The following is a 24930-nucleotide window of genomic DNA, read 5'->3' as shown; positions in this document are numbered from 1 at the left end:
GCAAGTCAGGCGGAATCATGAAGCCGACGATCACCATCGTTGCCCGGCCGCGGTTCGATCCACAGCCCTTCGGCCTCCGTGACGACCTCTCCGGCGTAGGAGAGCACGCCCCGGACGGTCCGCTTCCGACCGTCGACGGCCGCGATCCATGCTCGGCAGGAAAGCTCGGTCGCCACCGGGACCAACCGGCGGTAGTCGATGTGAAGATAGGCCGTGCGGGCGACCCTCCCGACCAGTCCCGAATTGGCGAGCCTACCCAGGAGGTCATCGAAGAGCAGTCCAAGGGAGCCCCCGTGTACGGCGGCCGTCCCCGCAAAATGGGGGCTGAAGCGCACGCGACCGACGAGCTGTTTGTCATCCTCGAGATCGATGGAAACCGGCGGCACCAGGCCCCGCTCGGCCGGCTGGAACCGCGGGCTCTTGGGCGAGTGCGCGGGAACCTGGGGATTCTCGGGGGTAATGGGGAGAGCCTCGATACGGGTGGCCAGATCGCGCACGACCCTGAGGCCGCCGTCGAGAACGGTCGGATCCGGCCGCGTCATCGAGAGAGCATCGAGCAGGCGGATGATCTCCGCGGCGAGGGCCGTGTAGCTTTGCCGGCCGGATTCGCCCGGGTCGTCAGGGATCACCTCGAAGTCCTTCCTTCGCGAGAGAAGAGAATCGTATCAAACGTACGCCCGGCAGTGGCCATCTCCGGCGAGAAGAGCCGTGTCCACGCGCATGACCCGAATTATTTGACAGACGCCCGGCCCGTATCACGGCCGATATCCCGGCGAGCACACCGGCAAGGACGGTATCGTGGTGAACACCCAGCAGCCACCCCGTGGGCTCTTCGAGGAGCTGACGGTGGGAGGAATAACTTTCCGTAATCGCGTCGCAGTCTCTCCCATGTGTCAGTACTCCGCAGTCGACGGCCTCGCGAGCGACTATCACCTGGTGCATCTCGGCCGATTCGCGATGGGTGGTTTCGGGCTGGTCATGACGGAGGCGACGTCGATCTCTCCCGAAGGTCGGCTCACCTACGGCGACGTCGGCCTGTGGCGGGATGACCAGCGTGACGCGCTACGGCGCATCGCCGACTTCACGCATGCTCATGGCGCGCGATTCGGTGTTCAACTCGGGCACGCCGGCTCCAAGGCCGCCACGTTGCCGCCGTGGGTGACTGAGGCCGATCGGCCCACGGACGGGCGGTGGGAAATCCGTTCGGTCACCGATCAGCCCTACGCGCCGGGCTGGCAACGCCCCAGGGCGCTGACCGCCGCGGAGCTGGAGGAGCAGTTGCGGGACTGGCGCGCGGCGGCGTGCCGGGCGGCCGAGGCGGGGGCGGACGTCCTGGAGCTGCACATGGCGCACGGATACCTGTTGCACGGCTTCCTGTCCCCGATCAGCAACACGCGCGACGACGAGTTCGGCGGCGACCGCGACGCCCGCATGCGATTCCCGCTGTTGGTCGCCGAGGCGGTCCGGGGGCAGTGGCCAGAAGACCGGCCGCTGTTCGTCCGGCTGTCCGTCGTCGACAACGGTCACGACGGTATCGACCTGGAGCAGACCGTCGAGTTCGCGGGTCGGCTGAAGGCCGTCGGCGTCGACGTGATCGACTGTTCGTCCGGCGGAATCGGCGGCGCCTACGTCCACGGCCTCGGTCCGGGCTACCAGGTCGACTGGGCGGCCGAGGTCCGTCGCCGCGCCGAGATCCGCACGATGGCCGTGGGCCACATCGTTGACGCCGGACAGGCCGACAAGATCGTTCGGACCGGCGCGGCCGACCTCGTCGCGATCGGCCGTGAGGCGCTTGTGGACCCCGCGTGGCCGATCCGGGCGCGGGAAGACCTGGGCCAGTACAGCGACCGGGACCGTTTCACCCTACTGCCTGTGCAGAGCCGGTCGTGGATCGCGAAACGAAGGCGGCAACTGGACAGCATGACCACACCGCGGGAACGACGAGCATGAGCGCGGGCAGGGACGGGGCCGTCGGTGTCAAGGAACTGCTGAGCAGGGCTCAGATCATCGAGCTCGGCGCGAAGTACTGCGTCGGCATCGATCGAGGGGACCAGACGACGTTCCTGTCGATCTGGCACCCTGAAGGTGAGTACATCATCGGAAGTAGGAGAGGCCGGTTCTGCGGTCTCTCGGAGCTGTCCCAGGCAATCACGTTCGTCCAGCAGAGCTACCAGAGTACCCACCACTGGACGACGAACCACATCGTCCGGCTGCTGGACGGGGAGCGGGCCGAGGGTTCCAGTGATTCATTCGCCATATGCGTGGGGCACGACGGCCTTCCGAGCCTGGTCTCGGCCTCGTACGAGGATCAGTACCTGCGTCTCGACGGCGAGTGGCGGATCCGCACGCGCATCGTCAGGCGTTGGTTCGTCTCCGAACCGATGAATCTCGCACTCCTCAGGCCCGCCCGGATTCGGGAGGAATAGGTCGGCCACCCCACAGCCACGTGCCGGGAGGCGCCGTCACCGCCGCGTCATCTCGACAACCTGGAGGTCCGGCAGCAGAACCACCGGAACAGCAGCAGGACCCACCGAGTTCAGGACGGCCCTGGACGGCTTGAAGGAGCAGTTTTGCATGAGCCTATTCGAGTTTCTTCGTATCGATTCCGAAGGCCCACTCAGCACGGTGTGGCTAGCCCGCCCACCGGTCAATTCCGTCTCCCAGGCGATGTACCGCGAACTCGAGGCCCTCTTCTCACGACCGGACCAGTATCTTCCGGGGGTGAAGGCCATCGTGCTGACCGGCGAGGGGAAGCACTTCTGCGCGGGAAACGATCTGCACGAGTTCGGCACTCTCACGCCGGAGAACTCGGACGCACGGATGGCAGAGGTGCGCGCGGCGTTCTTCGCGATCCAGGAGTGTCCCGTTCCGGTGATCGGCGCGGTCCACGGTGTAGCGCTGGGGACCGGGCTGGCAATAGCCGCGTCATGTGACTTCGTCATCGCCGCGGAGAACGCCAGATTCGGGACGCCGGAGGTAGGCGTTGGAATCATGGGAGGAGCACGCCATCTCGCCCGCCTGGTGCCTGAGCCGATCGTTCGCTGGATGTACCTCACCGGCGACCCGATCGAAGCCGGTCGCCTGGCGGAACTCGGTGGCATCGTCGCCGTGGCCCCACCGACGGAACTGATCAAGAGGGCCCATGAGCAGGCACGTCGCATCGTACGCCACAGCAACGCCTCGATCCGCATGGCGAAGCGCTCGTTGAACGGCATCGAGACCATGGACCTGCAGGAGGGATACATCTTCGAGCAAGGTCTGACACGAGAGCTGTCCGGGCACCCCGACTCGCTCGAAGCCCGTCACGCCACGCTCGAACAGCGTGCGGCTCGTTATATCGAGTGAATCAAGCAGGTCATCTGCTCGGCAGTCCGACCATGTTGCGCGTCAGTCTCACGAACTCATCGGAAATGGAGGAAAGCCCAAGCGGGCCGGACGGGTCGTACCACCCGCAGATCCCAGTGATCATTGACAGGATGGCATTCCTCAGAACCGGCTCGTTGGGCACGACAAAGCGTTCTTCGTCGATTCCCTGCTGCAGGATCTCGGCGAGAAGGGTGTCGAAACGGCGCCTGAGCAGCATGTATCTTTCGTGGCGTTGCCCAGAAAGCGAGCGAATCTCAATCGAGGCGATGAACGTCTCCTCACGGCGATCGACGTGCCACCTGACGAGGATGCGTACGTACGTCTCCAGACGCTGTTCGACGTCGTCCACGTCTTCCAGCCCGCCCTCCAGGTCGGCGACAACCTCCTGGAGCAGATCGATCAACAGCCGATGGAGGAACTCTTCCTTGCTCTTGAAGTAGTAGTAGATCGAGCCGGGCTTGAGGCCGGCCGCCTCCGCGAGCTGACGGGTGTTCATGGCCTCGTACCCGTGCTTGAACAGAAGATCGATCCCCGCCGCCTTGAGGCGGCTCCAAGTATCGGCCTTGTTGGAACCAGCGACTCTCACACTTCTCCTCACTACCGTGCCACAGCCTGATAATGCTACACCCCGACATCTTGCCCAGGGCACCCGGGACTGTGATGTGAACGTGAGCTGCTGCCTGTTTCACGGACACGACTTCAGTGGACTATATCAGCTCCATGTCACCTCTGACATTGGCGCCTTGCCCGCCTGATAGAGGTTCTCGATATGTTCCGGGGTGTGGTAGTCGAGGGTGGAGTGGAGTCGCTGCCGGTTGTAGAAGACTTCGGCGTGCTCGGCGGTCGCACTGCGGGCAACGCGGCGGGTTAGGTCTCCCGGTGGACGAATTCATTTTTGAATGTGCCGAACAAGAACTCGTGGCGGCATCGCCCCAACACACACCGATGACGCCGACGGGGGATCGCACATCGCAATTCTGCTTAGTTGGCGTGGCGCGGGCCAGGTCGGGGATTTGTCCGCGTGTCGCCGTCGAGTTTTGAAAGATATCATTTCGGGCTTCTAGCAGTTACCTGTGGTAAGCGACATCGAAAGGGTCGAGATCTCGGGAGAGTGACCGACGGAACGGATTGGTATCGGCATACTCACCCGGATTCTCCGTCGAGATCTCATCGACGATGTCCTGAATGAGTGCGGGAAACGAGAGAGATGCTAACGGTTGCCGCCGGCGCACATGATCGTGTACTACGTGCTTGCCTTGAATCTGTTCTTCTGCGACGGCTACGAAAAAGTCATGCGGAATGAGCCCCAGCCCACGCCAGCCGTGCGTCCAGCCGGCATCGCTTGACTCGGCATCGCGCGCATCAGCGACCACACCGAGAAGCTCGGTCTGTTCGGCGGTGAGCTGGCCGCGCTGGGGTTTCCTGACCGGAACGGTGACGGTGTCGCTTTCGCCTTCGTAATAGGCGACGGTCTGGTCGCGGCAGGGCAGTTCGGCGGTGTATGCCCCACTCACGGGGACGCGGGGCCCCTCGAAGCTGATCTTTGGTCGGACCAGACTTCTTACCGGGGCCTCGCGTTTCCTCGTCCACCCCCCTCGGCACTCAGCGCCCCCAACTACTTCTGGTGACGGTTACACACGGCGGCCAACCGTTACGCGGAAAGGCTCAGTTGGGACGGCGAGTGGAGGCGGGAGGACCCCGAGGCTGGTCAAGACCCAGACGGACGGTGCGCCATTGGAACCCAGTCGGCAGTCATCCGCCCGGCGGCAGCCCGCATAGCATCCATCGGGTCCACCGAAGCCGCGACGGCGGAGCCCAGCATTTTGAATGGACTTCCACTCGCCGATCTGCGGGTGCGGATCGTCGCTGGTCGAAGAAACCGGCTGCGCTGCTGGCAGCCCTACACGTCCGACATCACGGCGAGCACGGCGAGCACGGCGATTACTGTAGCAACCCGCTGTCTCACTTGATCTGACAACTACCGCTCTGGCCTCGGCCCGAGCACATCCGGGTGGTGGGCGCAGTCACACCAGTAGTGCGCCGTCGCTCGACGGGACGGGCAGGCTGTCAGGCTCGACAACCGCGCGGGGCCGAGGAAGGAACTTCGATGCGCCGTGGATGGCCAGGACGCAGAGGGCCATCGTGAGAAAGGTCGCGGCCCACACGAGCCCACGGGAGAAGTCCTCGCCGTCCAGGTGCAGCGCGATGATGATGGGACTGCCGATGCCGAAGTTCGCTCCGAACATCGTGATGGGGAAGGCAGCGAACAGCGAGGTCAGGCCCCAAGGACGGGAGACGCGCCGCCGGATCTGCACGGCCAGGACCGTGAACAGGACTGTCTGAGTGCCCTCGAGCACGCCGATCACGGCTGGGTAGTTCCAGATCCGCAGCTCGTAGGGGCCGTAGTAGGTGTAGACGCCGACGCCGGTGCCGATCGCCTCGAAGACGCACGAGGTGAGAATCTCCAGGCCCCAGATTGCGAACAGTCCCTTGCGGGTCAGACGGCCCTCGTACATCTTCCGCCCCGCATAGAGTGCGACGGCGGCATACAGGATGATGTAGCCACTGTGCGTCCAGTTGGGCTGCACAACACCGAAGGCGCTGAAGTGCGACCACATCGCACCAGGGGCGCCGGCCCTGTCCGCGTCGAAGAACCACAGATCGAAGGCGACATCGTACAGCGGCTCGGCGAACGCCGCGACGCCCGCCGCGAGCACCGCGCAGAGATAGAACGGCGTCCGCTCCTTGCGCCATAAGTAGATCGCGATCGCGATCATCGCGAACGCGATGGCCCAGCTCACCCAGGTGAAGATCGACTGCCAGAGCAGATCAAGCTCGTGCGACATCACGTCATGCGGCATGCGTCCCAACGAGAGCCTCCTTGGCCGAAGTCATCGCAAATATGACGACCGTCACTCTGGAGGTTAGGCGGCGTCACGGGAGCGAAGCCTCCCCCACAGGGAGGCAATTCCTCCTCCGAGTGAGGGAACAAGGGGCGGGAGCACCCCTCGATGGATATCCAAGGACCCTCCGCGATCCGCGTCCAGGTCAGTTCACCCTCATGCCTGTCCTCGATCTTGGCTTTGCCGAAACCTTTCTCGCCGAGCCCACCGATGTAGCCGTCGTCGTAGTATCCGCGGCGCAGCGGGATCTCGTTTATCCGGTAGAGGCGATCTCCCGGAGCTGCGCCAGGGCATCCCTGGCGATCTGCTGGAACGCTGTCTGGTTCGGGTCCTCGACCCATTGTTCGAAGGCGACGTGCATGACGGTCGTGCCCGTGTGGGCGGCGAGGACGGCGGCGGTGTCCCCGAATCTCCGTGCGCGCAGGGCTCGTGCCATGGCAGCGGCCAAGGACGCGGCCTTGATTAACTCGCGTTCCTGCAGCTCGGGACTGGAGGTGATGATCCGGTGCCGCGGGCCGGCGAATTCGCGGACTTCTTCGAACCGGACGGCGGCGGCGTCCAGCGCCGCGCCGATCATGCCGAGAGCCGAGGCGGACGCGGGGGCGGCCTCGATGGCGGCCACCATCTGCTGCTCGAGTAGCTCCGAGCCCCAGAACAGAACCTCGCGCTTGTCCGTGAAATACCGGAAGAACGTTCGCTTCGTGAGCCCCGCGCGTTCCGCGATCTCCGCGACGGTTGTCGCCTCGTACCCGCGCTCGCCGTAGAGGGCCAGGGCCGCCTCCTGCAGCCGCGCTCGCGCGTCCGGCTGCCATCTGCCCATGCGACAAGACTAGCTGATGTCACCTGGTGTCATGACCGTGCTATGGTGATGGCACCAGGTGACATCACTTGTTCCGGGAGGGTTTCCCATGCGTGTTTTCGTGACTGGCGCGTCCGGGCACATCGGCTCGGCGGTCGTGCCCGAGCTGCTGCAGGCCGGGCATCAGGTCGTGGGGCTGGCGCGTTCGGACAGCTCGGCCGAGGCGCTCGCGGCCGCCGGCGCCGAGGTCCGGCGCGGCGACCTGGACGATCTCGACGGGCTGCGCGAGGGCGCCGGGGCGGCCGACGGCGTCATCCACCTCGCCTTCAAGCACGACCTGATGGGGGCCGGCAACTTCCCTGCCGCGATCGCCGCCGACTTCGCCGCCATCACGGCGCTCGCCTCGGCGCTCGAGGGGACGGGCAGGCCGCTCGTCACCACCTCCGGCACGCTCATGCTCACCCTCGCGGGCATCACCGGACGGCCGGGCACCGAGGCCGATTTCGCTCCCGGCGGTCCGCGGGTCGACGCGGAGAACCTCGTGATCGGGCTCGCCGAACACGGCGTGCGGTCGTCGATCGTCCGGCTACCTCCGATCGTGCACAGCTCGCTCGATCACCACGGCTTCGCGCACGTCCTGATCGGCGTCGCCCGGCAGGCCGGCGTGTCGGGATACGTGGGGGACGGGGCCAACCGGTGGCCCTCGGTGCACACGCTCGACGCGGCGTGGGTGTACCGGCTGGCCCTGGAGGGCGCCCCGGCCGGGAGCCGGCTGCACGCGGTCGCGGACGAGGGCATCCCCTTCCGTGACATCGCGACCGCCATCGGGCGCGGGGCTGGCGTGCCTACGGCCAGCATCGCCGCCTCCGACGCAGGTGAGCGCTTCGCCTTCCTCGGCGCGTTCGTGGGGGTGGACAATCCGACCTCCAGTGAGGTGACGCGGAAGGTGCTCGGGTGGGAACCGGCGCATCCGGGCCTCATCGAGGACCTGAAGCACGGGCACTACTTCGGGCAAGGCTAAGCGGATTGAGGGCCGTCCGTACGGATCGGTTGACCTGTTACCGTTCCTGGCATGGCGTCGCCCGGCGGGACAGCACCATCTCTTCCCGCGGTCGCTACGCATGGTGTTCTTCTCGCCGGATTACTCGCCGGGAACATCTGTCTGGCGACGAGATACGGGACGTCGGGCCTGCCTGACGCCGCCTCCGAGATTGGCGTGGGTGTGTGGTTCGCCTGCGCCGGCCTGGCGATCTGGCGACTCCGCCCGCGTAGCCGGACCGGCGCCTGGACGCTGGCCCTCGGCTATCTGATCTTCATCGGAAATCCGCACGATTTCGCCCCGACGACAGCACTTCCCGGTCACGCCTTCTTCACGGTGGTCGGCGCGGGGACGGTGATGTTCGCGTATGCGGTTCCCGCACACATCCTGCTCGGGTACCCGACCGGTCGGGTCACCGGTCGGGCGGAACGGGTAGTTGTCGCCGGCTGTTTCGTCCTCGCTTCGGTAGGTGGTCCGCTGCTGCTGCTCACCCGCACCATTGACCATTCCACGTGCACCTACCGGTGCTATGACAGCCCCATCCAGGTCGTGGCCGACCGCCAGCTCTATCTCGGCCTCAAGACGGCGACGCTGGCGTGCTGGACGCTGCTCGCGGTCGCCGCGCTGTTCCTGCTGGTGCGACGGGCCGCCCGCTCGACACCACGCCAGCAGCGAATCCTGGCGTTCGCGTTCGTGGCGTTCGGTGTGACCATCCTCCTGTTCGCCGGGTTCGAGATCGCCACTGCGGTGACAGGGGCGGGATCCGGCCCGGAGGGGTTCTTCTACTACGGCAGTACCTGGGCGGCAGCCTTTGCACTGGTGGTTCCTTTCTGCGTCGGACTGCTCGAGGAGAGGCTTGCCTTCGCCGCGGTCGGAACTCTCCTCGGCCAGCTCGAGCAGGTGCCCGCCAGCGGCCTGGAAGCCGCACTTGCCCGCGCCCTGCGAGATCCCGGCCTGCGCATGGTGTTCCCGACCGCCGACGGGCTCGTCGACATCTCCGGCGCGCCCTACACACCCGCGCCGGACAGGACACGAGCGGTGACCGAGCTGGGTAGCCCACCGCTGGCCGTCGTGATCCACGATCCGGCCCTGACCGAGCACCAGGAACTGTTCGACGCCGCGGCCAGCGCCGCCCGACTCGCCCTGGAGAACGCCCACCTGCAAGCGGAGATAGGCGGCCAGCTCACCGAGGTCCGGGCCTCCCGCCAGCGCATCGCGGCAGCCACGGACGCCGAACGGCGGCGCCTCGAACGAGACCTGCACGACGGCGCCCAGCAACGCCTGCTCGGCATCGGGCTGGCGCTCGGGGCACTGCGCGGCCAGCTGTCATCCACCACCGGACACGAGCTGATGGACGAGCTCGACCAGGAGCTACACGCCGCCATCCGCGAACTGCGCGACCTGGCGCAGGGGATCCGCCCGGCCATCCTCACCGACCAGGGCCTCGTCCCCGCACTCGCCATGCTCGCCCGACGGGCGAGCATGGGCGTCACGACCGACATCCACATCCCCGAACGCCTCGACCCCGTCGTCGAGGCAACCGCCTACTACATCGTCAGCGAGGCGTTGCAGAACGTCGCCAAACACGCCGGCCACGCCGACACCTGGGTGTCCGCCGTCCACCAGTCGGGCCGGCTCATCGTCGACGTCCGCGACGACGGGCCCGGCGGGGCGAGCCCGGAAGCCGGAACCGGGTTACGGGGCCTGGTCGACCGCGTCGACACCGTCGGCGGAACCCTCACGATCACATCGCCCGCCGGCGCGGGCACCCAGCTGCGAGCGGAGCTGCCATGCGCGTCATCGTCGTCGACGACTCCGTGATCATCCGGGAGGGGCTGCGCCGGCTGCTCGACCTCGACGGCCACGTCGTCTCATCCCTTCTCCCCCGCCCCGGCGACCTGGCCGCCGCGGTCACGGCCGAGGCACCCGACGCCGTCATCCTCGACATCCGCATGCCGCCCACCTACACCGACGAGGGTCTGGTGACCGCGATATCACTGCGCCGGACCCGACCGGACCTCGCCATCCTGCTCCTGTCGCAGTATGCGGTGCCCGAATACGCCACCCGTCTCCTCGAAGGCGGCGCCCGAGGAACCGGCTACCTCCTCAAGGAACGCATCCTGCATCCGCAGCAGCTCAGCCAGGCCCTGCACCGGCTGGCCGACGGCGGCACCGTGATCGATCCGGATGTGGTGGGCGAGCTGCTCGCGGCCACCCAGCGCGCCGATCCCCTCGACCGCCTCACCGGCCGCGAACGCGACGTCCTCCAGCTCATGGCCGAAGGGCTTTCCGACCGGGGCATCGCCGAACGCCTCTACCTCTCGGTGAACACCGTCGGCACCCATATTCGCGGCATATTCCAGAAGCTCGGCCTGCCCTCCGGCGCGGTCGACAACCGCCGGGTCCTGGCAGTACTCGCGTATCTTCAGCACCGCTAAAGCAGTCCCACGTCCCCAGGGCCGGGAGGGGGCATCGGGCCGGATCACTACTTTCCATGAGACGAACCATGACAACCGGGGATGTGCACCGCCCCCATGGCTTCTACGGTAGACCGGTCTCCATTCAGGTGAAGGGTGGACGTCCCGTTCCGCGCCTGGGAAATCCCTGTCCCGGGACGGGGTGGAGTCCTTCCCTCGCGTTTCGACGGCCGGTCGGGACGTTTTCTGTGTTCGCCCGAGCTCAGGAGAAGAGATGTCCGCTGGCGACCGACGACCTGATCGGTGCCCGATGAGCGGGCCGGGCGGCACTCGCCCCGGACGGGGGGCGTACCCGGGGGGTATGCCCGCCGCCCGGTCGGTGATCATCGCCATCGCCGTGGTCCTGGGACTGACGGTCGCGGCATGTGGTGGATCCACCGTCGGCGTTCCCGGCGGCGGACGGGTAGCGGAGGCGGCCGTCCGCTACAACGGGCCCGTGGCCGCGCCGGCGGGGGACGCGTTCTACCTCCCCCCACGGGTGCTACCGGCCGGGCATCCCGGCGACATCCTGTGGTCACGCCGAGTCCCGCCCGCCGGGCCGCTCGCGGGCCTCGACATCGAACTACACCAGGTGCTCTACCTGTCCACCGACGCCTCAGGTCGGCCGGACGCGGTATCCGGGATGATCATGTTGCCGGCGCGGGCCGCCCGGGCCCACGCGCCGGTGATCGGATACGCCACCGGAACGCATGGCCTCGGCGACGCATGCGCCCCGTCGAAACTGCTCGCCGCCGGCACCGACGCCTGGATCGACGACTTCGCGCTGGCCGCGGGCAAGGGCTGGGTCATGGCGGCGACCGACTACGAGGGATCGGGCACCCCCGGGACACCGACGTACAGCGTCGGGCGTTCCGAGGGCCACGCCGTCATCGACGCGGTCCGCGCCGCGCAGAGACTCCCCGATGCCGGTCTCGCCCACGATCCCGAGGTCGCCTACTGGGGCTACTCCCAGGGCGGCGGCGGCGCGGCCTGGGCCGGCGAGCTCACCCGGACCTACGCACCGGAACTGCGGACAGTGGCGGTGGTCGCCGGCGGGGTGCCCGCGGATCTGATCAGGGTCAGCGAGACGGTGGACGGAGCCGCCTGGGCGGGTGTGGTCTTCATGACAGCCCTCGGGCTCGATGCGGCCTATCCGGAGCTGCGACTGAACGACCATGTTGTCCCGTCGGCCCGGGCCGACCTCGACCGGCTGCGGACACTCTGCCTGAAGGAGGCCCTCCCCGCCTTCGCTGGAAAGCACATCCGCGACATCCTGACCGTCGACCTGCTGCACGTACCCCAGTGGCGGGCCCGGCTGACCGAGAACTCCCTGGGCCGGACGCCGCTGACCGTGCCCGTCTTCCTTTACCATGGCCGCAAGGACACCGTCGTCGCCTTCAATCAGGCCGAGACGCTCGCCCACACCTACTGTGCCGCCGGCGTGAACGTGACCTGGCGCCCCTACAACGACGACGACCACGACGCGGCGTCGTACCGGGTCGGGGATGCGACGGCTTATCTCGCCGACCGTTTCTCCGGCCGGCCCGCCACGTCCACCTGCTGACCCCAGCGGTCAGCCCTTCCGAGAAAACATCGTTCTCGCGGGCGCACGCCTTTCTGGACCCAGCCAAACTCCCCGTCGCATGATATGTTGGAAACGCAGGGTTCGACGCAAACAGATCCACATCACTCCCTGGGGCACGGCCGCGCCACCATCGACTGCCCCGTCACCGCGGCGACCGCAATCCGTGTGTGTCCGCCGGCAGCTCGCGTAATCTGGCGGGAATTCACCTCCACCGGCTTCCAGCTGTGGCTTTGCCCGGAGGTCTCAGCCACCTCGACGAGTAATGCACGGAGCTCGGGAAGGCCCACCGGGAGACCGGGCGTGATTCCCCTGCCGCTCAGCCTGATGGCCAGGACAACTTTCGCTGTGGCGGCGCCCCCGGTCGAGAAGGCGATTCACCCAATGGTGGGCTGCTTGGAGCAGGACGTTCTGCGCTTGTTCCGGGTGCCAGAGTGCCCCCGAATTCGGGACGTCAGGCCGGGCCGCGACAACCGGTGCGCGGATACCTTGACCAGTGTCGGCAGGTACCTCGGCCGGTACGCGAGCCGCGCGGCGCGGAGCGCGGGGCCGTCTATTCGCCGGGCCCGTCCCCGCCGACGGCGACGACACATTCATTGTGGGCTGCCTGGCGGCGGTCGTGACACCCGACGCCGGGACCACGCGCACCACCGCCCGGCAGCGGCAACACCATCGGGAGCGGAATGTGACACTTGTGCACGATACGCCGGCCGGGCGCACGGACCCGCCGGTGGACGAGGCCCCGCCCAGGGTTTTGAAATCCCTGTTGCAGTACCTGCGGACGACGTCGCACAAGGACATCGCGCTGATGTACTTCATCGTCTCGCTGCTGTTCTACGCGTTCGCCGGAGTCCTGGCGATGATCATGCGGGCCGAGCTCACCCGGCCGGGCCTACAGTACGTCTCCAACGAGCAGTACAACCAACTTTTCACGATGCACGGCACGCTGATGCTGCTCATGTTCGCGACGCCGATCGCGTTCGCGTTCGCGAACTACCTGGTACCGCTGCAGATCGGCGCGCCTGACGTGGCCTTTCCACGGCTGAACGCGTTGTCGTTCTGGTTCTGGCTGTTCGGCAGCCTGACGGTCACCGCGGGCTTCCTTACGCCGAACGGTGCCGCCTCCTTCGGCTGGTTCGCCTATGCGCCGCTGTCGAACGCCGCCTACTCACCGGGCGTCGGTAGTGACCTGTGGGTGGTGGGCCTGACCGTCTCCGGTCTGGGTACCATTCTGGGCGCGGTCAACTTCATCACGACGATCCTTTGCCTGCGGGCGCCCGGCATGACGATGTTCCGGCTGCCGATCTTCTGCTGGAACCTGTTGGTGACCTCGATCCTGGTGCTGATCGCCTTCCCGGTGCTCGCGGCCGCGCTGCTCGCCCTGGAGTACGATCGCCGATTCGGCGCGCACATCTTCGACGCGAGCAACGGCGGCGCCATCCTCTGGCAACACCTGTTCTGGTTCTTCGGGCATCCCGAGGTGTACATCATCGCCCTGCCCTTCTTCGGGATGATCACGGAGATCATCCCGGTGTTCTCCCGCAAGCCGTTGTTCGGCTACAAGGGACTGGTCTACGCGACCATCGGCATCGGGGCGCTGGCGATCGCCGTGTGGGCGCATCACATGTACGTCACCGGCGCGGCGCTGCTGCCGTTCTTCGCCTTCCTGACGTTTCTCATCGCGATTCCCACCGGGGTCAAGTTCTTCAACTGGATCGGCACGATGTGGCATGGGCAGATCAGCTTCGAGGCACCGATGCTGTTTGCCGTCGGCTTCCTGGTGACGTTCCTGTTCGGTGGTCTGACCGGTGTCCTGCTGGCCAGCCCGCCGATCGACTTCCACGTCTCGGACAGCTACTTCGTCGTCGGCCACTTCCACTACGTCGTCGCCGGCCTGCTGTTCGCCGGCTTCGGCGGGGTGTACTTCTGGTTCCCGAAGGTCACCGGCCGGATGATGAACGAGCGGCTCGCGAAGATTCACTTCTGGACGATGTTCGTCGGCTTCCACGCGACCTTCCTGGTGGATCACTGGCTCGGGGTCAGGGGCATGCCGCGCCGATACGCTGACTACAGCCCGGCAGACGGCTTCACCACGCTGAACACCATCGCCTCTGTTGGCAGCTTCATACTCGCGCTGTCGACCCTGCCATTCCTGTACAACCTGTGGGTGTCGTACCGGAAGGGTCCGCTCGTCACGGTGGACGACCCGTGGGGCTATGGCAACTCGCTGGAATGGGCGACGTCCTGCCCACCGCCGCGGCACAACTTCCGGACGCTGCCGCGGATCCGTTCCGAGCGACCCGCCTTCGACCTGCACTACCCGGAGATCAGCGGCCTCGTCGACTACCACGCGACGCCGGAGCTCGGCGATGCGCACACGCACCCCGCAAAGCTCAAGGAATAAGAACGCGACTCACGTGGGCACGTGAACCGCCCCGGGTTCCTGGAACCCGGGGCGGTTCTGGCGTTCTCCGCCGGCTCGGCGACGCGGGCGGCGATGCCAGCGTGGCGAGCATGGAACCGCGCCGCGCCGCCTCCAGCCTCCCGCCTCCAGCCTCCCGCCTCCAGCCTCCAGCCTCCAGCCTCCAGCACTGATGATCATGGTGTTTCGCAGAGCCGCGCCACCGGCCTGCCACTGCGTGGTTGGTGTCACACGGGCGCAGTAGGCACGCTTTGCCATGTGGCAGTTCGTGCCATATATTCCGAGATGTCGGTTTGGTGCAGTAGGAGTCAGCGGGCGGTCGCGGGGTGTCGGAGCAGCAGGCCGAGAGCTTGCGGGAACGCAAGAAGCGCCGAACGCGGCAGTCGATCATCGACGTGGCTCATGCCCTCTTCCACGACAACGACTACGACACGACCACCGTCGAAGCGATCGCGGCCGGCGCCGAGGTGTCCGTCCGCACCTTCTTCCGCTACTTCGCGAACAAGGAAGAGGTGGCCCTCGCGCCGCTGGACGAGATGGGTGAGCTCACCCTGGCGGCCCTGCGCCGGCGTCCCGCCGACGAGCCGCCGCTCACCGCCCTGCGCGCCGCGGTCCTCGACGCCTGGACGATCATGTCCCCGGACGGGGAGTCGCTGCGCCACTACACCGATCATCTGTTGCCGATCGGCAAGGCCTCCGCGCTCGCCGGGGCGGTGCAGAACCGGGTCGTCGCCCTGGGCGACCGGTTCGCGCTGGAGTTCGTCGAGGGCGACGACGCCGGCGGCCCGCAGCCGCGCACGGACCTCCACGCCTCGCTGGCCGCGTTCGCGTTCCTCGCCGCCGTACAGGTTGCCGTCCGCGCCTGGTGCGCCTCGGACAGCAACGATCCGGCGGACCTCGTCGCCACCGCCCTGACCTGCCTGGACAGCCTCGTCGTCGAAAGGAACTCCGCACACCGTGCCTGACCTCGAGCTTTGCGATGTCGACCTCGCGGATGGCACCCAGCACGCCCCGGACTCCGGGCGCACTGCCACCCTGCCCCAGCAAGCGCCCGCCCATGCGACCACGGCCACGAGCACGAGCACGGCCACGTCGACCGCCGACGAGCCCGACGCCGGGCTGCGGGAGACGGTCCGGCGGGCCGCCGAGCGTCTGCTCTCCCTGCAGGACTCCCACGGATGGTGGAAGTTCGACCTGGAGACCAACCCGACGATGGATGCCGAGGACCTCCTGCTGCGGGAGTTCCTCGGCATCCGCACCGTCGAGCAGACCGAGGCCACCGCGAAGCACATTCGCTCCCGGCGCCTCGACGACGGTTCCTGGCCGACTTTCTTCGGCGGTCCCGGGGAGCTGTCCACCACGGTCGAGTGCTATATCGCCCTGCGGCTCGCCGGCGACTCCCCCGACGACGCCCAGATGCGGCGCAGCGCCGCGTGGATCCGCGAGCGCGGCGGCATCCCGGCGACCAGGGTGTTCACCCGGATCTGGCTGGCGCTGTTCGGCTGGTGGCGCTGGGAGGAGCTGCCGGTCCTGCCGCCCGAGATCATGTTCCTGCCGCCCCGGGTACCGCTGAACATCTACTCGTTCGCCTCCTGGGCCCGCCAGACCATCGTCCCCCTGACGGTCGTCTCGGCGATGCGCCCCCAGCGGCCGGCCCCGTGCGACCTCGACGAGCTGCGCGCCAACGAGCTGCGCGCCAACGAGGTTCCCGACGCCCCCGGCGGCGGACGGCGGGGGCTGCGCGGCGCGCTGCGGCTCCTGGGAGGCGACCGGCCGAGCGGGGCGAAGTCGTTCTTCCGCGGGCTCGACACGGCGCTGCACCGCTACCACCGACACCCGATCGGGCCGCTGCGCCGCCACGCCCTGCGCACCGCGGAACGCTGGATCATCGCCCGGCAGGAGGCGGATGGCTGCTTCGGCGGGATCCAACCGCCCGCCGTCTACTCGATCATCGCGCTGCGCCTGCTCGGCTACGACCTCGATCATCCGGTCCTCGCCGCCGCGCTGCGCTCGCTCGACGCCTACACCCTGCACCGCGACGACGGCTCCCGCATGGTCGAGGCCTGCCAGTCACCGATCTGGGACACGGCGCTGGCCGTCCTCGCCCTGGCCGACGCCGGGCTCGACGCCGAACTCGACATGCCGTCCCCGCTGCCCACCCAGCGGCGCGCCACCGACGCCGCCCCGGCGCAGCCCGCGCCGGTTCCGACGGCGCTGGGACTCGCCGCCGACTGGCTGCTCGGCCAGGAGGTCACCCACCGCGGGGGCGACTGGGCCGTCATCCACCCGACGGTCGCGCCGAGCGGATGGGCTTTCGAGTTCGAAAACGACACCTACCCCGACACCGACGACACCGCCGAAGTCGTCCTGGCGCTGCACCGGCTGCACCGCCTCAAGCGGCTGAGCCCCGCGGCGGACGAGGCGGTCAGGGCCGCCGTCGAGCGGTCGACGACCTGGCTGTTCGCCCTGCAGTCCCGCGACGGCGGCTGGGGAGCGTACGACTCCGACAACGCCAGCACCCTCGTCTACCAGATTCCGTTCGCGGACTTCGGCGCCCTCACCGACCCGTCGTCCGCCGACGTCACCGCGCATGTCGTCGAACTGCTCTGCGAGGCAGGACGGATCCGCGACCCGCGCACCCTGCGCGGCGTCGACTGGCTGCTGCGCAACCAGGAGACCGACGGATCCTGGTACGGCCGGTGGGGCGTCAACTACGTCTACGGCACCGGCTCGGTGCTGCCCGCGCTGCAGGCCGCGGGGCTCCCGCCGACCCATCCGGCCATGCGGGCGGGCGCGCAGTGGCTGTTGTCGAAGCAGAACCCCGACGGCGGCTGGGGCGAGGACATCCGTTCCTACTCCGACCCGGCCTGGTCCGGCCGCGGAACCTCCACGCCCTCGCAGACGGCGTGGGCGATGCTCGGCCTGCTCGCCACCGACCACGCCACCGACCACGCCGACGCCCTGGCTGGCGCGGCCCGCTGGCTCACCGAGCAGCAGCGCCCCGACGGCGGCTGGGACGAGGAGCTGTTCACCGGCACCGGCTTCCCGGGCTACTTCTACCTCAACTACCACGGCTACCGGCTGTTGTGGCCCGTCATGGCGCTCGGCCGCTACCTGCACACCCGCCAGGATCCGTCCAGCTGACCCGGATCGCCGGTCGATCATCTCCGGACCTCCACAGGATTATCACCGATTGCACGCAACCGCTTACGTTCAGATGCTTCGGGTGCGACGAGGCCTGACAGCAGTTGCCGGTAGGTGGGTGAGCAGCCATGCCCGAGGGTGCGCGGCCCGATCTCATCGAGATCCTGAACATCGCGGTGATCGAGGCGACCGTGCGGGATCACCGCATCCGCCGGGCCAACACGGCCGCCTGCGCATGACGAGCGGACGGCGCCGAGAACGGATGATGGTCCGCCTGCTGCAGCCGGACGGCAACCTGCGGCACGCCCTGGCCACCATCGTGCTACGCACCGATCCGGGCGGCGAGGAGTACTTTGTCGTCCATCTCGAGGACGTGTCCGAGGAGATCGCCGCCCAGGACCGGCTGCGGCTCATCGTGGAGAACACGCCGGTGTCGATGTTCCTGGTCGACCGCAACGGGCGGGTCCTCGTCAGCGAGGGGACCGTCAGCCCGGAGGCCGCCGCCGGGCTGCGGGAGGCCCGAGCGTCGTCGATCTTCACGGCGTTCACCCACGCGCCCCAGGCGGCGTCGATCATGCGGCGGGCACTTGACCGGCAGCGCGTCCACCAGGTCATCGAGGCGTTCGGCCGCCGCCTCGACGTGCATCTCGTGCCCATCCCCGGCCCCGGCGGCCGGATGGCCTCCGTTGCCTCGGTGGCCAGCGACGTCACCGACCTGCACCTCGCGCTGGCGAGCCTGCGGGCCCGGTCCGCCGAGCAGGCGGTCGTCGCAGACCTGGGCCGCCGCGCCCTGGAGGCACGCGACCCGGCCGGGCTGTGGGAGCGAGCGGTCACGGCGCTGGCGGACCATCTCGGCGCCGACCTGGTGCGGGCCCACGGTCTCGACGCGGACGGGAAGCGGGTCCGCCTGCTCGCCCGCAAGGACCGGCGCGAACCGGAGGTCCCCACCGGTCGCTGCATGACGGGCTCACCGGCCTGCCGAACCGCACCGCGCTGCTCGACCGCCTCGACCGGGCACTTCGCCGAGCCGGCCACGACGGACGGCGGGTCGGGGTGCTCTTCGTCGACCTCGACGGCTTCAAGGCGGTCAACGACACCCTCGGCCACCAGGCCGGCGACGACCTGCTCCGCACCACCGCCGCCCGGCTGTCACACGCCGTGCGGCGGTGGTGACGTGGCGGGACGCCTCACCGGCGACGAGTTCGCCGTCCTGTGCGAGGACGTCGACGGCACCGCCGACATCGCCATGTACACGGCGAAGCGCAACGGTCCCGGCCAGCGCCTGGCCTAGGACACCGGGATGCGGACCCCGGTGGCGGCGAACGCGCGTCAGAAGTTGACGCGTGACCAGCTGAAGACAGCCGGGGCCGACGGGTCGATGCCGAGCTTGAGATAGTCGTTCGCCTGGCCGCTGCCGTCGACGACGATCCGCGTCACGTTCGGGGCCTCAAGGTCCTTCGGTGCCAGCGGATGGATGCCGTAGAGCGGATCCGTGCGGGTGAACGGATGGTCGACCCGGAAGACGTGCGAGTCGCCCTCGAGGAGGAGCACCGGCTTGCCGAAGTGGCCGGCGAGGGTGCCGATCCGCTTCACGATGGCGTCGTAGCCGGTCAGGCCGTCCCCGCCCGCGGCCAGCGCACTGGTGTCCCACATGTCCGCTTGCAGGAGCAGCGCGACGCCGGGCGCGCCGGTCTGCCGGGCGGTGTTGAACGCCGTGTTGATCCACGACAGCGTGGCATCGAGCCGGGTCGAGTACTCGTTCTGCTGGTCCGCCGACAGCGGGGTCACGCCGAACCAGGGACCGAGGTCATTGTTGCTGCCAGGGATGTTCAGGGTCGAGAACACCACGCCGGACTGAGTCCACATGGTGTTCTCGACGAAGGCGGCGTACGCCGGGTTCGAAGCCTGGGTGATCACCGACTTCGCGTTCACCCCGAGTGTCCGGCCGGGCACCGGGAAGAAGAGCCGACGTAGCGCGGCGAGACGTTCCGTGGGAACGTAACCGCCGTTGTTCGCACGGTGGCAGTCAGTCCATTCGTTGTCGCCCGGCGTGTAGACGAGCGGATCCTGAAACTGATCGAAATCTGCCTTGATCGTCGCGAAGTAGGAGTCCGAGCAGAGGCTGCTACCGTTCTTGATGTCGCCGAGATGCGTGACGAGAGACACGTCAGGATCAGCGTTGATCTTGGCGATGTCCGCCGGGAAGGCGGCGATCTTCTCCGCACCATAAGGGATGTCACCGATGACGGCGATCGTCGACGGGGCGGCGCCGGCGCTGGTCGGGGGCGTCGCGCTGGCCGACATCGACGTCGTCACGGTGAGGGCACCCGCTGCAACAATGGTTAAAGCAATCCTGCGGTAACGCAACGGTTGGGCTCCTTCGCAAAAAGGGCGGCGCGGTTCACGCTTCGGGGTCGGGTCATCTCGAGGCGATCGCCCCGCTTCCCTTCTTCCGAGCCTCGGCAAGCTATCGAGCCAGCCGGAACGTCCACGGAATTACGGGTTAACGTCTCCGCACATGCAGCGAAACGCGGCGTGCGGCGGCTGAAGATTGCCCGGTCCGCGGCGCCGGCATCGAGCCGCGGGGTGCCATCACCGGCGTTATTCGGGCCACGGGGAGTCGAGGATGGTGTCGACGAAGTCGCGGCGGTGGAAGCCGGGCAGGTAGTGGGCGAGAACGTCCGCCTTGACGTTGCCGAAGGTGGTGTCCGGCCGGGGCGCGATGCCGTCGGTGAAGGCCTGCAGGATACGGCGTTTGAAGTCCGGGCGGGGGTGCAGCCTGGTGATCGCGTCCCGGTCGGCGTCGCTGATGTCGTGGTAGCCGATCCCGAGCACGTCGTACTCCACCCCGGCGGTGAGCAGGGCGACCTCGGGCTCCATGAACTCCGGGATGCCGGGGGTGGTGTGCAGGGCGATGGCCGTCCACACCCGCCGGACGCTGTCCTCGGGCATCCCGTGCCCGTGCAGGAAGCGGCGTGCCTCGTCGGCGCTGTCCACCTCGAAGCGCCGACCGCTGCGGCGGAACCGCTCATCGAGGCCGAGATCGTGGAACATCGCTGCGACGTAGAGCAGCTCGGGGTCGAAGCTCAGCCCGCGCCGGCGTCCCTGCAGGCCGGCGAAGCAGTAGACCCGCCGCGAGTGATGGTAGATCAGGTCGTCAGTCGCGTCGCACACCAACTCGGTGGCCTGCGCGGCCAGACTCGTGTCGGGTACCGGGACGCCGGCGAGCGGCATCGTGCTGCTGGTCATCGTGTCTCCCCCCATCGATGGCGCAACCGTCGTCGGTCGACCATCGTGGAGGTACCCGGGGCTACGGCCGCGGGAACGGCCAGGGACGCGGCCGACGACCGCCGGGGCATGAGCGGCGTCGGCCTCTCCCCGCGTTGCCGGGTCAGGACGTCGCGTCCGCCATGACGATGACGGCGCGGCCGAAGATCTTGCCGGCTTCGAGATCGTCGAACGCCTGCAGGCCGTCGTCGAAGCTGTAACGGCTGAGGTCGGCGGTGATCCGGCCGGTGCGGGCGAGCGCCACCAGGTCGTGGAGATCCTGGTGGTTCCCGCTGTAGGGGCGGGTGAGCGACGCGCCCCACGGCAGGGAGACCGACGTCTGCGAGGTCTCGAACGCGAAGACCCCGTCGCTGAGCCCCGGCACCCGGACGGCGCCGTAGGGCGCGACGACGGCGCCCGACAGCGCGAGGGTCTGGTTGTTGCCGACCAGATCCAGGACGACGTCGGCGCCGTAACCACCGGTGACCGCCAGGACCTTCGCGGCAGCCTCGGGATCGTCGGAGCGCAGCGTGTGGTCGACCTTCCCCCGGACGGCGGCGAGCGAGGCATCCCTGATGTCCAGGGCGATGATCTGCGCCGCGGTGAGTTCCCGCAGGAGCTCGACCGCGAACTGCCCGAGGCCGCCGATTCCGATGACCACCGCCGTGGAACCGGGGCGGAGCAGGTCGAGGGTGGCGCGGATGGAGTGGTAGGGCACGAGGCCCGCGTCGGCGAGCACGGCGGCGAAGGCGGGATCGAGACCGTCGGCCGAGACCAGGGCGGAAGCATTCACGGCGACGTAGTCGGCCATTCCGCCGTTCACGGAGACCCCCGGCGTCGGGGCGGGATAAAGCCGGTTTCCGGTGTTGCGGCAGGCGTTCTCCTGGCCGGCGACACACAGCCGGCACACGCCGCAGGACCAGACCGGGTGCACGATTACCTGGGAGCCCGGGGAGAAATGCGGGTGGCCGTCGGCGATGTCGACGATCTCACCGGCGATCTCGTGGCCCAGGATCGTCCCGGCAGGAATCATCTGCTCAGCTGAGCCGCGGATGTGGATGTCGGTCTGACACACCCCGGCGGCCGTGACCTTGACGAGCGCCTGACCAGCACCGATGGTGGGTTTCGGGACCTCCACCTGGCGGACGTCCCGCACCCCGGCAAACTGTATTGCGCGCATGTACTTCTCCCTGATGTATTCCGGTCGCTCTTTCCGACTGGTCGTACAAAAGCCGGAGAAAACGAGCCGATACACTGATTCTGGGCAGTCAGGACGACTCTACCGCTCTCGCCATGTCGCCCGCGACCGGGAGGTGGACGTCCGAGCGGCTCGGTTTCCGCCGAAAACACCAGGCGTGATCCTGCTCGCATTGCGGTGATCTGCTCGTCCCGGATGCGCACCGCGGCCACCCGCAGCCGCGCGAGGGTGGCCGGCGGGAAGCGGCTGTGGCCGCCGAAGGTGGGAACCTGGTCCAGCCACTCGCTCCGGGTGTAGGACTGCTCCCGGTCGAACCGCCACTGCTCCGGGGCGCCGAACGCGCCCGACCGGCGGATCCCGTCGGCGGCCCTGGTGAACAACGTCGAGTACCCGTCCAGGCCGGGCATCGCCCGGTGGTAGAGCGAGGCGTCGGGCAGCACCCGACGGTAGACCGCGCGGAAGGCCTCCGCCAGGCCAGGCGGCGGCTGGCCCACGTTCCAGAACACAGCCAGCCGGCCGCCGGGCCGCAGCACCTGCGCCGCCTTGCTCACTCCCCCGACCGGATCCACCCAGTGCCACGTCTGTCCCGCGATGACCGCGTCGAAGGTGCGGCCGGCGGGATCCCAGGCTTCGAACGCCGCCGCCTCGGCCTCGATCCCGGTCCGCCGCGCTCACGCTGCCATCCGCGCATCCACGTCGACCCCGAGCATCCGGCAGCCGGCGGCGCGGAAGGATGCACTGGCTCCGGCGGTAGAGTGGGCACGCGCCCACCATAGTGGGCGTACGCCCACTATGGCAATGCGGCCCGCCCGGCCGGAGGCAGGAGGAAGGCACGATGCCGACCGGGGTCGCCCTACGCGACGTGCGCGAGCAGCTTCTCGATGCCGCCGAACGCATCCTGCTGCGCGACGGTCCGAACGCGCTGACCAGTCGGGCGGTCACCACCGAGGCAGGCTGCGCCAAGGGCGTCCTGCACCGACACTTCGCCGATTTCGACGCCTTCCTCGCCGAGCTCGTGCGCAACCACGTCGCCCGGCTCGACGGCCAGGCCGCCGACCTGCGCGAACGCGCCGGGACCGGCACCGTCGCCGGCAACCTCACGGGCGCGCTGACGGACCTGTTCGGCTCGGTCTCGCTCGCGATCGTCGGCCTCATCACCGCACGCGACGAGCTGCGCGCCACCCTGCGCCGGACCGGAACGACCGGCGTCCCCGTCCTGGCGGAGGCCACCGCGATGGTCTCCGCCTACCTCGCCGCCGAACGCGATCTCCACCGCATCGCACCGGAGGCCGACACCGACACGCTCGCGCTCATGCTGATCGGCGGCGGCCATCTGCTCTTCGCCGGCCGGGACGGCACTGCCCCGGGCGCTGACACCATCCACAAGGTTGTGAGCACGGCCATCGCCGACGTCACCCGATTCGATCGATGACGAGGACGGTCGGTGCGATTGCCGATGGACGTTGGTGTCAGTTCTGCGGATGGGGGGACAGGCACTGGAGGATAAACGCGGCGCGGGAGTCGAGGTCGGTCCTGGGCAGGCTGATCAGTTGGTAGCCATGGCGGGTGTAAGCCTCGGCCATGGCGTCGTGGGTGCGGACGGCCTCGTCGAAGTCCTGGGTGCGTTCGCGGTCATGGGTGAAGATCTCGGGCCAGGGCGGCGCCAGGAAGACTCGATGGTGATAGCGGAACTTCTCCGCGGCGGCGGTCACGTGTGCCGGAATCGGCCGGCCTAGCAGCAGATGGTAGCCGACCACGTCGGGTATGCCCCGGTCGAAGAAGACCGGCCCTGCCTGCCAGGTGGCCTGGTGGTGTGAGTTCATGTCCCATGAAAGGATGATCTCCGCGAACAGCAGGGAGTCCGCCTGGTGGCGGGCGTTGCCACCGATGGCGATCTGATCGCGGAGAATGTGCCTGCCGGCCTCGGGTACGCAGGGGAACCCTCGGCGCTGGAGCTCGTCGATGAGGGTGGTCTTGCCGGCTCCGGGGCCGCCGGTGATGACGACGAACTCGTCGGGTGTGCTCACGGTGTTCGGATCTCCTTTCGCGGGTGCATACGAAGACGGCGGATCCCCGGATGTGATGCATGGGGATCCGCCGCAGCAGAGAATGGATCTGGCCAGGTCGGCGCGATGGCGCCTTTGCCGCCCAGGGCAGCGGCCGGGCGATGGGAATGTCGGACGTGACCACGGCGCTGCGGTGTTCGCAGACGGCGTCGGTCAGCCGGTCGAACTCCTCGGCGGCATCGTGGCCGGCGGGCAGCATCCCGATGTCATCAACGACGATCAGGTTCCGAAAGCGTATCTGGAAGACCGGCCGGAGCCGGGACGCGGGCCCCGGTTGCGCGGAACGCCATGATCACACTGCTCGGCGCGGTCGCGGCGAGCTGCGGGCCGACCTGCGTCGGACCGGGACGGTCGGAGTCGCCGTCCTGGCGGGGGCCACCGTGATGGTCGCCGCCTACCTCGCCACTGACGCCGTCCACGAGGTCGTGACCTCGGTGATCGCCGGCGCCACCCGACCCGATCGATGACGAATCCTGATCGGTGCGATCGCGGATAGGCGTTGGACAGCCCAACAATTTCCCATCATCCTGACAAACATGTCAGGGAATCTGGGTGGGACCGTCGGCGGGCTGGTTCCAGCGCGCGGCCGCCGCCCGGCGCGCGCGACCGCCCCGGCGCGGATACTGACCCGCCGGCGATTCGTCGATTTCGGGATCCTCGCCTCCGCCTGCTGTCGACCCTGCTGATC

24 protein-coding genes and 1 pseudogene are annotated in these 24930 nt (G+C 68.3%); 13 read left to right on the top strand and 12 right to left on the bottom strand.

The genetic code is table 11. The features are described from left to right. Window positions 1-5: 5 nt before the first annotated feature. On the bottom strand, window positions 6-629 hold the full coding sequence (locus tag NBZ85_RS03295; RefSeq protein WP_261554418.1) for a hotdog fold domain-containing protein: 624 nt from the start codon (window positions 627-629) through the stop codon (window positions 6-8). A gap of 169 nt (window positions 630-798) precedes the next feature. On the opposite strand from NBZ85_RS03295, the gene NBZ85_RS03290 reads away from it, so the two are divergent. From NBZ85_RS03290 to NBZ85_RS03280, 3 genes are all read left to right on the top strand, one after another. After that, a complete protein-coding gene (locus NBZ85_RS03290; RefSeq protein WP_261554417.1) occupies window positions 799-1950 on the top strand; it encodes an NADH:flavin oxidoreductase/NADH oxidase in 1152 nt (383 codons plus the stop codon). Beyond that, complete coding sequence (locus NBZ85_RS03285) at window positions 1947-2426, top strand: nuclear transport factor 2 family protein (RefSeq protein ID WP_261561494.1); 480 nt, start codon at window positions 1947-1949, stop codon at window positions 2424-2426. The genes NBZ85_RS03290 and NBZ85_RS03285 overlap by 4 nt, the downstream gene beginning before the upstream one ends. Window positions 2427-2574: 148 nt before the next feature. Continuing rightward, the gene (locus NBZ85_RS03280; RefSeq protein ID WP_261554415.1) at window positions 2575-3345 is read left to right on the top strand and encodes an enoyl-CoA hydratase-related protein; all 771 of its coding nucleotides are present in this window, start codon (window positions 2575-2577) and stop codon (window positions 3343-3345) included. A 10-nt stretch (window positions 3346-3355) separates the two neighbouring features. Here the strand turns inward: NBZ85_RS03280 and NBZ85_RS03275 are convergent, their stop codons facing one another. The 5 genes and pseudogenes from NBZ85_RS03275 to NBZ85_RS03260 all read right to left on the bottom strand — a co-directional run bounded on the left by NBZ85_RS03275 (window position 3356) and on the right by NBZ85_RS03260 (window position 7089). Continuing rightward, entirely contained in the window at window positions 3356-3952 is a 597-nt protein-coding gene (locus NBZ85_RS03275; protein ID WP_261554414.1) for a TetR/AcrR family transcriptional regulator, read from the bottom strand. A gap of 126 nt (window positions 3953-4078) precedes the next feature. After that, window positions 4079-4334: pseudogene (locus NBZ85_RS33675) on the bottom strand (IS3 family transposase); the annotation flags it as partial. Between the two features lie 99 nt (window positions 4335-4433). After that, window positions 4434-4880 carry a hypothetical protein gene (locus NBZ85_RS03270; protein ID WP_261554413.1) on the bottom strand — a complete coding sequence of 149 codons (447 nt, stop codon included), beginning with the start codon at window positions 4878-4880 and terminating at the stop codon, window positions 4434-4436. A gap of 510 nt (window positions 4881-5390) precedes the next feature. Next, the gene (locus tag NBZ85_RS03265; RefSeq protein ID WP_261554429.1) at window positions 5391-6227 is read right to left on the bottom strand and encodes a hypothetical protein; all 837 of its coding nucleotides are present in this window, start codon (window positions 6225-6227) and stop codon (window positions 5391-5393) included. A gap of 295 nt (window positions 6228-6522) precedes the next feature. Beyond that, the gene (locus NBZ85_RS03260; protein ID WP_261554412.1) at window positions 6523-7089 is read right to left on the bottom strand and encodes a TetR family transcriptional regulator; all 567 of its coding nucleotides are present in this window, start codon (window positions 7087-7089) and stop codon (window positions 6523-6525) included. Between the two features lie 88 nt (window positions 7090-7177). Here NBZ85_RS03260 and NBZ85_RS03255 point away from each other — a divergent pair, with 88 nt between their 5' ends. The 7 genes from NBZ85_RS03255 to shc all read left to right on the top strand — a co-directional run bounded on the left by NBZ85_RS03255 (window position 7178) and on the right by shc (window position 17711). Beyond that, the gene (locus NBZ85_RS03255) at window positions 7178-8089 is read left to right on the top strand and encodes an SDR family oxidoreductase (protein WP_261561493.1); all 912 of its coding nucleotides are present in this window, start codon (window positions 7178-7180) and stop codon (window positions 8087-8089) included. Window positions 8090-8284: 195 nt separating this feature from the next. Then, window positions 8285-9928, top strand: coding sequence for a sensor histidine kinase (locus tag NBZ85_RS03250; protein ID WP_261554410.1), 1644 nt, complete (start codon window positions 8285-8287; stop codon window positions 9926-9928). Further along, the gene (locus NBZ85_RS03245; RefSeq protein ID WP_261554409.1) at window positions 9898-10545 is read left to right on the top strand and encodes a response regulator; all 648 of its coding nucleotides are present in this window, start codon (window positions 9898-9900) and stop codon (window positions 10543-10545) included. The genes NBZ85_RS03250 and NBZ85_RS03245 overlap by 31 nt, the downstream gene beginning before the upstream one ends. A gap of 340 nt (window positions 10546-10885) precedes the next feature. Next, complete coding sequence (locus NBZ85_RS03240) at window positions 10886-12127, top strand: lipase family protein (RefSeq protein ID WP_261554408.1); 1242 nt, start codon at window positions 10886-10888, stop codon at window positions 12125-12127. A gap of 703 nt (window positions 12128-12830) precedes the next feature. After that, on the top strand, window positions 12831-14549 hold the full coding sequence (gene ctaD, locus NBZ85_RS03235) for an aa3-type cytochrome oxidase subunit I (protein WP_261554407.1): 1719 nt from the start codon (window positions 12831-12833) through the stop codon (window positions 14547-14549). Between the two features lie 344 nt (window positions 14550-14893). After that, window positions 14894-15532 carry a TetR/AcrR family transcriptional regulator gene (locus tag NBZ85_RS03230; RefSeq protein WP_261554406.1) on the top strand — a complete coding sequence of 213 codons (639 nt, stop codon included), beginning with the start codon at window positions 14894-14896 and terminating at the stop codon, window positions 15530-15532. Beyond that, a complete protein-coding gene (gene shc, locus NBZ85_RS03225; RefSeq protein WP_261554405.1) occupies window positions 15525-17711 on the top strand; it encodes a squalene--hopene cyclase in 2187 nt (728 codons plus the stop codon). Before NBZ85_RS03230 ends, shc begins: the two co-directional genes overlap by 8 nt. Window positions 17712-18033: 322 nt before the next feature. Here the strand turns inward: shc and NBZ85_RS03220 are convergent, their stop codons facing one another. After that, entirely contained in the window at window positions 18034-18357 is a 324-nt protein-coding gene (locus NBZ85_RS03220) for a hypothetical protein (RefSeq protein WP_261554404.1), read from the bottom strand. A gap of 170 nt (window positions 18358-18527) precedes the next feature. Between NBZ85_RS03220 and NBZ85_RS32525 the strand changes: the two genes are divergently transcribed. Further along, complete coding sequence (locus NBZ85_RS32525) at window positions 18528-18884, top strand: diguanylate cyclase domain-containing protein (protein ID WP_261554403.1); 357 nt, start codon at window positions 18528-18530, stop codon at window positions 18882-18884. A 156-nt stretch (window positions 18885-19040) separates the two neighbouring features. Here NBZ85_RS32525 and NBZ85_RS03210 read toward each other — a convergent pair whose 3' ends face one another. The 4 genes from NBZ85_RS03210 to NBZ85_RS33670 all read right to left on the bottom strand — a co-directional run bounded on the left by NBZ85_RS03210 (window position 19041) and on the right by NBZ85_RS33670 (window position 22832). Beyond that, window positions 19041-20027 (bottom strand): metallophosphoesterase, encoded by a 987-nt coding sequence (locus NBZ85_RS03210; RefSeq protein WP_261561492.1) that lies wholly within the window; start codon window positions 20025-20027, stop codon window positions 19041-19043. A 285-nt stretch (window positions 20028-20312) separates the two neighbouring features. Next, window positions 20313-20960 (bottom strand): HD domain-containing protein, encoded by a 648-nt coding sequence (locus tag NBZ85_RS03205; protein WP_261554401.1) that lies wholly within the window; start codon window positions 20958-20960, stop codon window positions 20313-20315. A gap of 142 nt (window positions 20961-21102) precedes the next feature. After that, the gene (locus NBZ85_RS03200) at window positions 21103-22116 is read right to left on the bottom strand and encodes an alcohol dehydrogenase catalytic domain-containing protein (protein ID WP_372517666.1); all 1014 of its coding nucleotides are present in this window, start codon (window positions 22114-22116) and stop codon (window positions 21103-21105) included. After that, on the bottom strand, window positions 22008-22832 hold the full coding sequence (locus NBZ85_RS33670) for a class I SAM-dependent methyltransferase (protein WP_372517665.1): 825 nt from the start codon (window positions 22830-22832) through the stop codon (window positions 22008-22010). Before NBZ85_RS33670 ends, NBZ85_RS03200 begins: the two co-directional genes overlap by 109 nt. Before the next feature lie 179 nt (window positions 22833-23011). Here NBZ85_RS33670 and NBZ85_RS03195 point away from each other — a divergent pair, with 179 nt between their 5' ends. Continuing rightward, window positions 23012-23608 carry a TetR family transcriptional regulator gene (locus NBZ85_RS03195; RefSeq protein ID WP_261554399.1) on the top strand — a complete coding sequence of 199 codons (597 nt, stop codon included), beginning with the start codon at window positions 23012-23014 and terminating at the stop codon, window positions 23606-23608. 37 nt (window positions 23609-23645) lie between these two features. On the opposite strand, the gene NBZ85_RS03190 is transcribed toward NBZ85_RS03195, so the two are convergent. After that, complete coding sequence (locus tag NBZ85_RS03190) at window positions 23646-24203, bottom strand: AAA family ATPase (protein ID WP_261554398.1); 558 nt, start codon at window positions 24201-24203, stop codon at window positions 23646-23648. Between the two features lie 59 nt (window positions 24204-24262). Here NBZ85_RS03190 and NBZ85_RS33950 point away from each other — a divergent pair, with 59 nt between their 5' ends. Next, a complete protein-coding gene (locus NBZ85_RS33950; RefSeq protein ID WP_261561491.1) occupies window positions 24263-24709 on the top strand; it encodes a hypothetical protein in 447 nt (148 codons plus the stop codon). The last annotated feature ends 221 nt before the right edge of the window (window positions 24710-24930 follow it).

The sequence above is a fragment of the Frankia tisae genome, from assembly GCF_025403405.1.
Taxonomy (GTDB): Bacteria; Actinomycetota; Actinomycetes; order Frankiales; family Frankiaceae; genus Frankia; species Frankia tisai.
The sequence above is the reverse complement of the archived record's forward strand: the minus strand, read 5'-3'. Positions and strand labels throughout refer to the sequence as shown.

Bases quoted from the DNA above. Each gene is read 5' to 3' on its own strand.
- NBZ85_RS03280 (WP_261554415.1), top strand. From the start codon at position 2,575: ATGAGCCTATTCGAGTTTCTTCGTATCGATTCCGAAGGCCCACTCAGC.
- NBZ85_RS33950 (WP_261561491.1), top strand. From the start codon at position 24,263: ATGGGGATCCGCCGCAGCAGAGAATGGATCTGGCCAGGTCGGCGCGAT.
- NBZ85_RS03195 (WP_261554399.1), top strand. From the start codon at position 23,012: ATGCCGACCGGGGTCGCCCTACGCGACGTGCGCGAGCAGCTTCTCGAT.
- NBZ85_RS03220 (WP_261554404.1), bottom strand. From the start codon at position 18,357: ATGCACGTCGAGGCGGCGGCCGAACGCCTCGATGACCTGGTGGACGCG.
- NBZ85_RS03260 (WP_261554412.1), bottom strand. From the start codon at position 7,089: ATGGGCAGATGGCAGCCGGACGCGCGAGCGCGGCTGCAGGAGGCGGCC.
- NBZ85_RS03240 (WP_261554408.1), top strand. From the start codon at position 10,886: ATGCCCGCCGCCCGGTCGGTGATCATCGCCATCGCCGTGGTCCTGGGA.
- NBZ85_RS03245 (WP_261554409.1), top strand. From the start codon at position 9,898: ATGCGCGTCATCGTCGTCGACGACTCCGTGATCATCCGGGAGGGGCTG.
- NBZ85_RS03265 (WP_261554429.1), bottom strand. From the start codon at position 6,227: ATGCCGCATGACGTGATGTCGCACGAGCTTGATCTGCTCTGGCAGTCG.
- NBZ85_RS03255 (WP_261561493.1), top strand. From the start codon at position 7,178: ATGCGTGTTTTCGTGACTGGCGCGTCCGGGCACATCGGCTCGGCGGTC.
- NBZ85_RS03285 (WP_261561494.1), top strand. From the start codon at position 1,947: ATGAGCGCGGGCAGGGACGGGGCCGTCGGTGTCAAGGAACTGCTGAGC.
- NBZ85_RS03205 (WP_261554401.1), bottom strand. From the start codon at position 20,960: ATGACCAGCAGCACGATGCCGCTCGCCGGCGTCCCGGTACCCGACACG.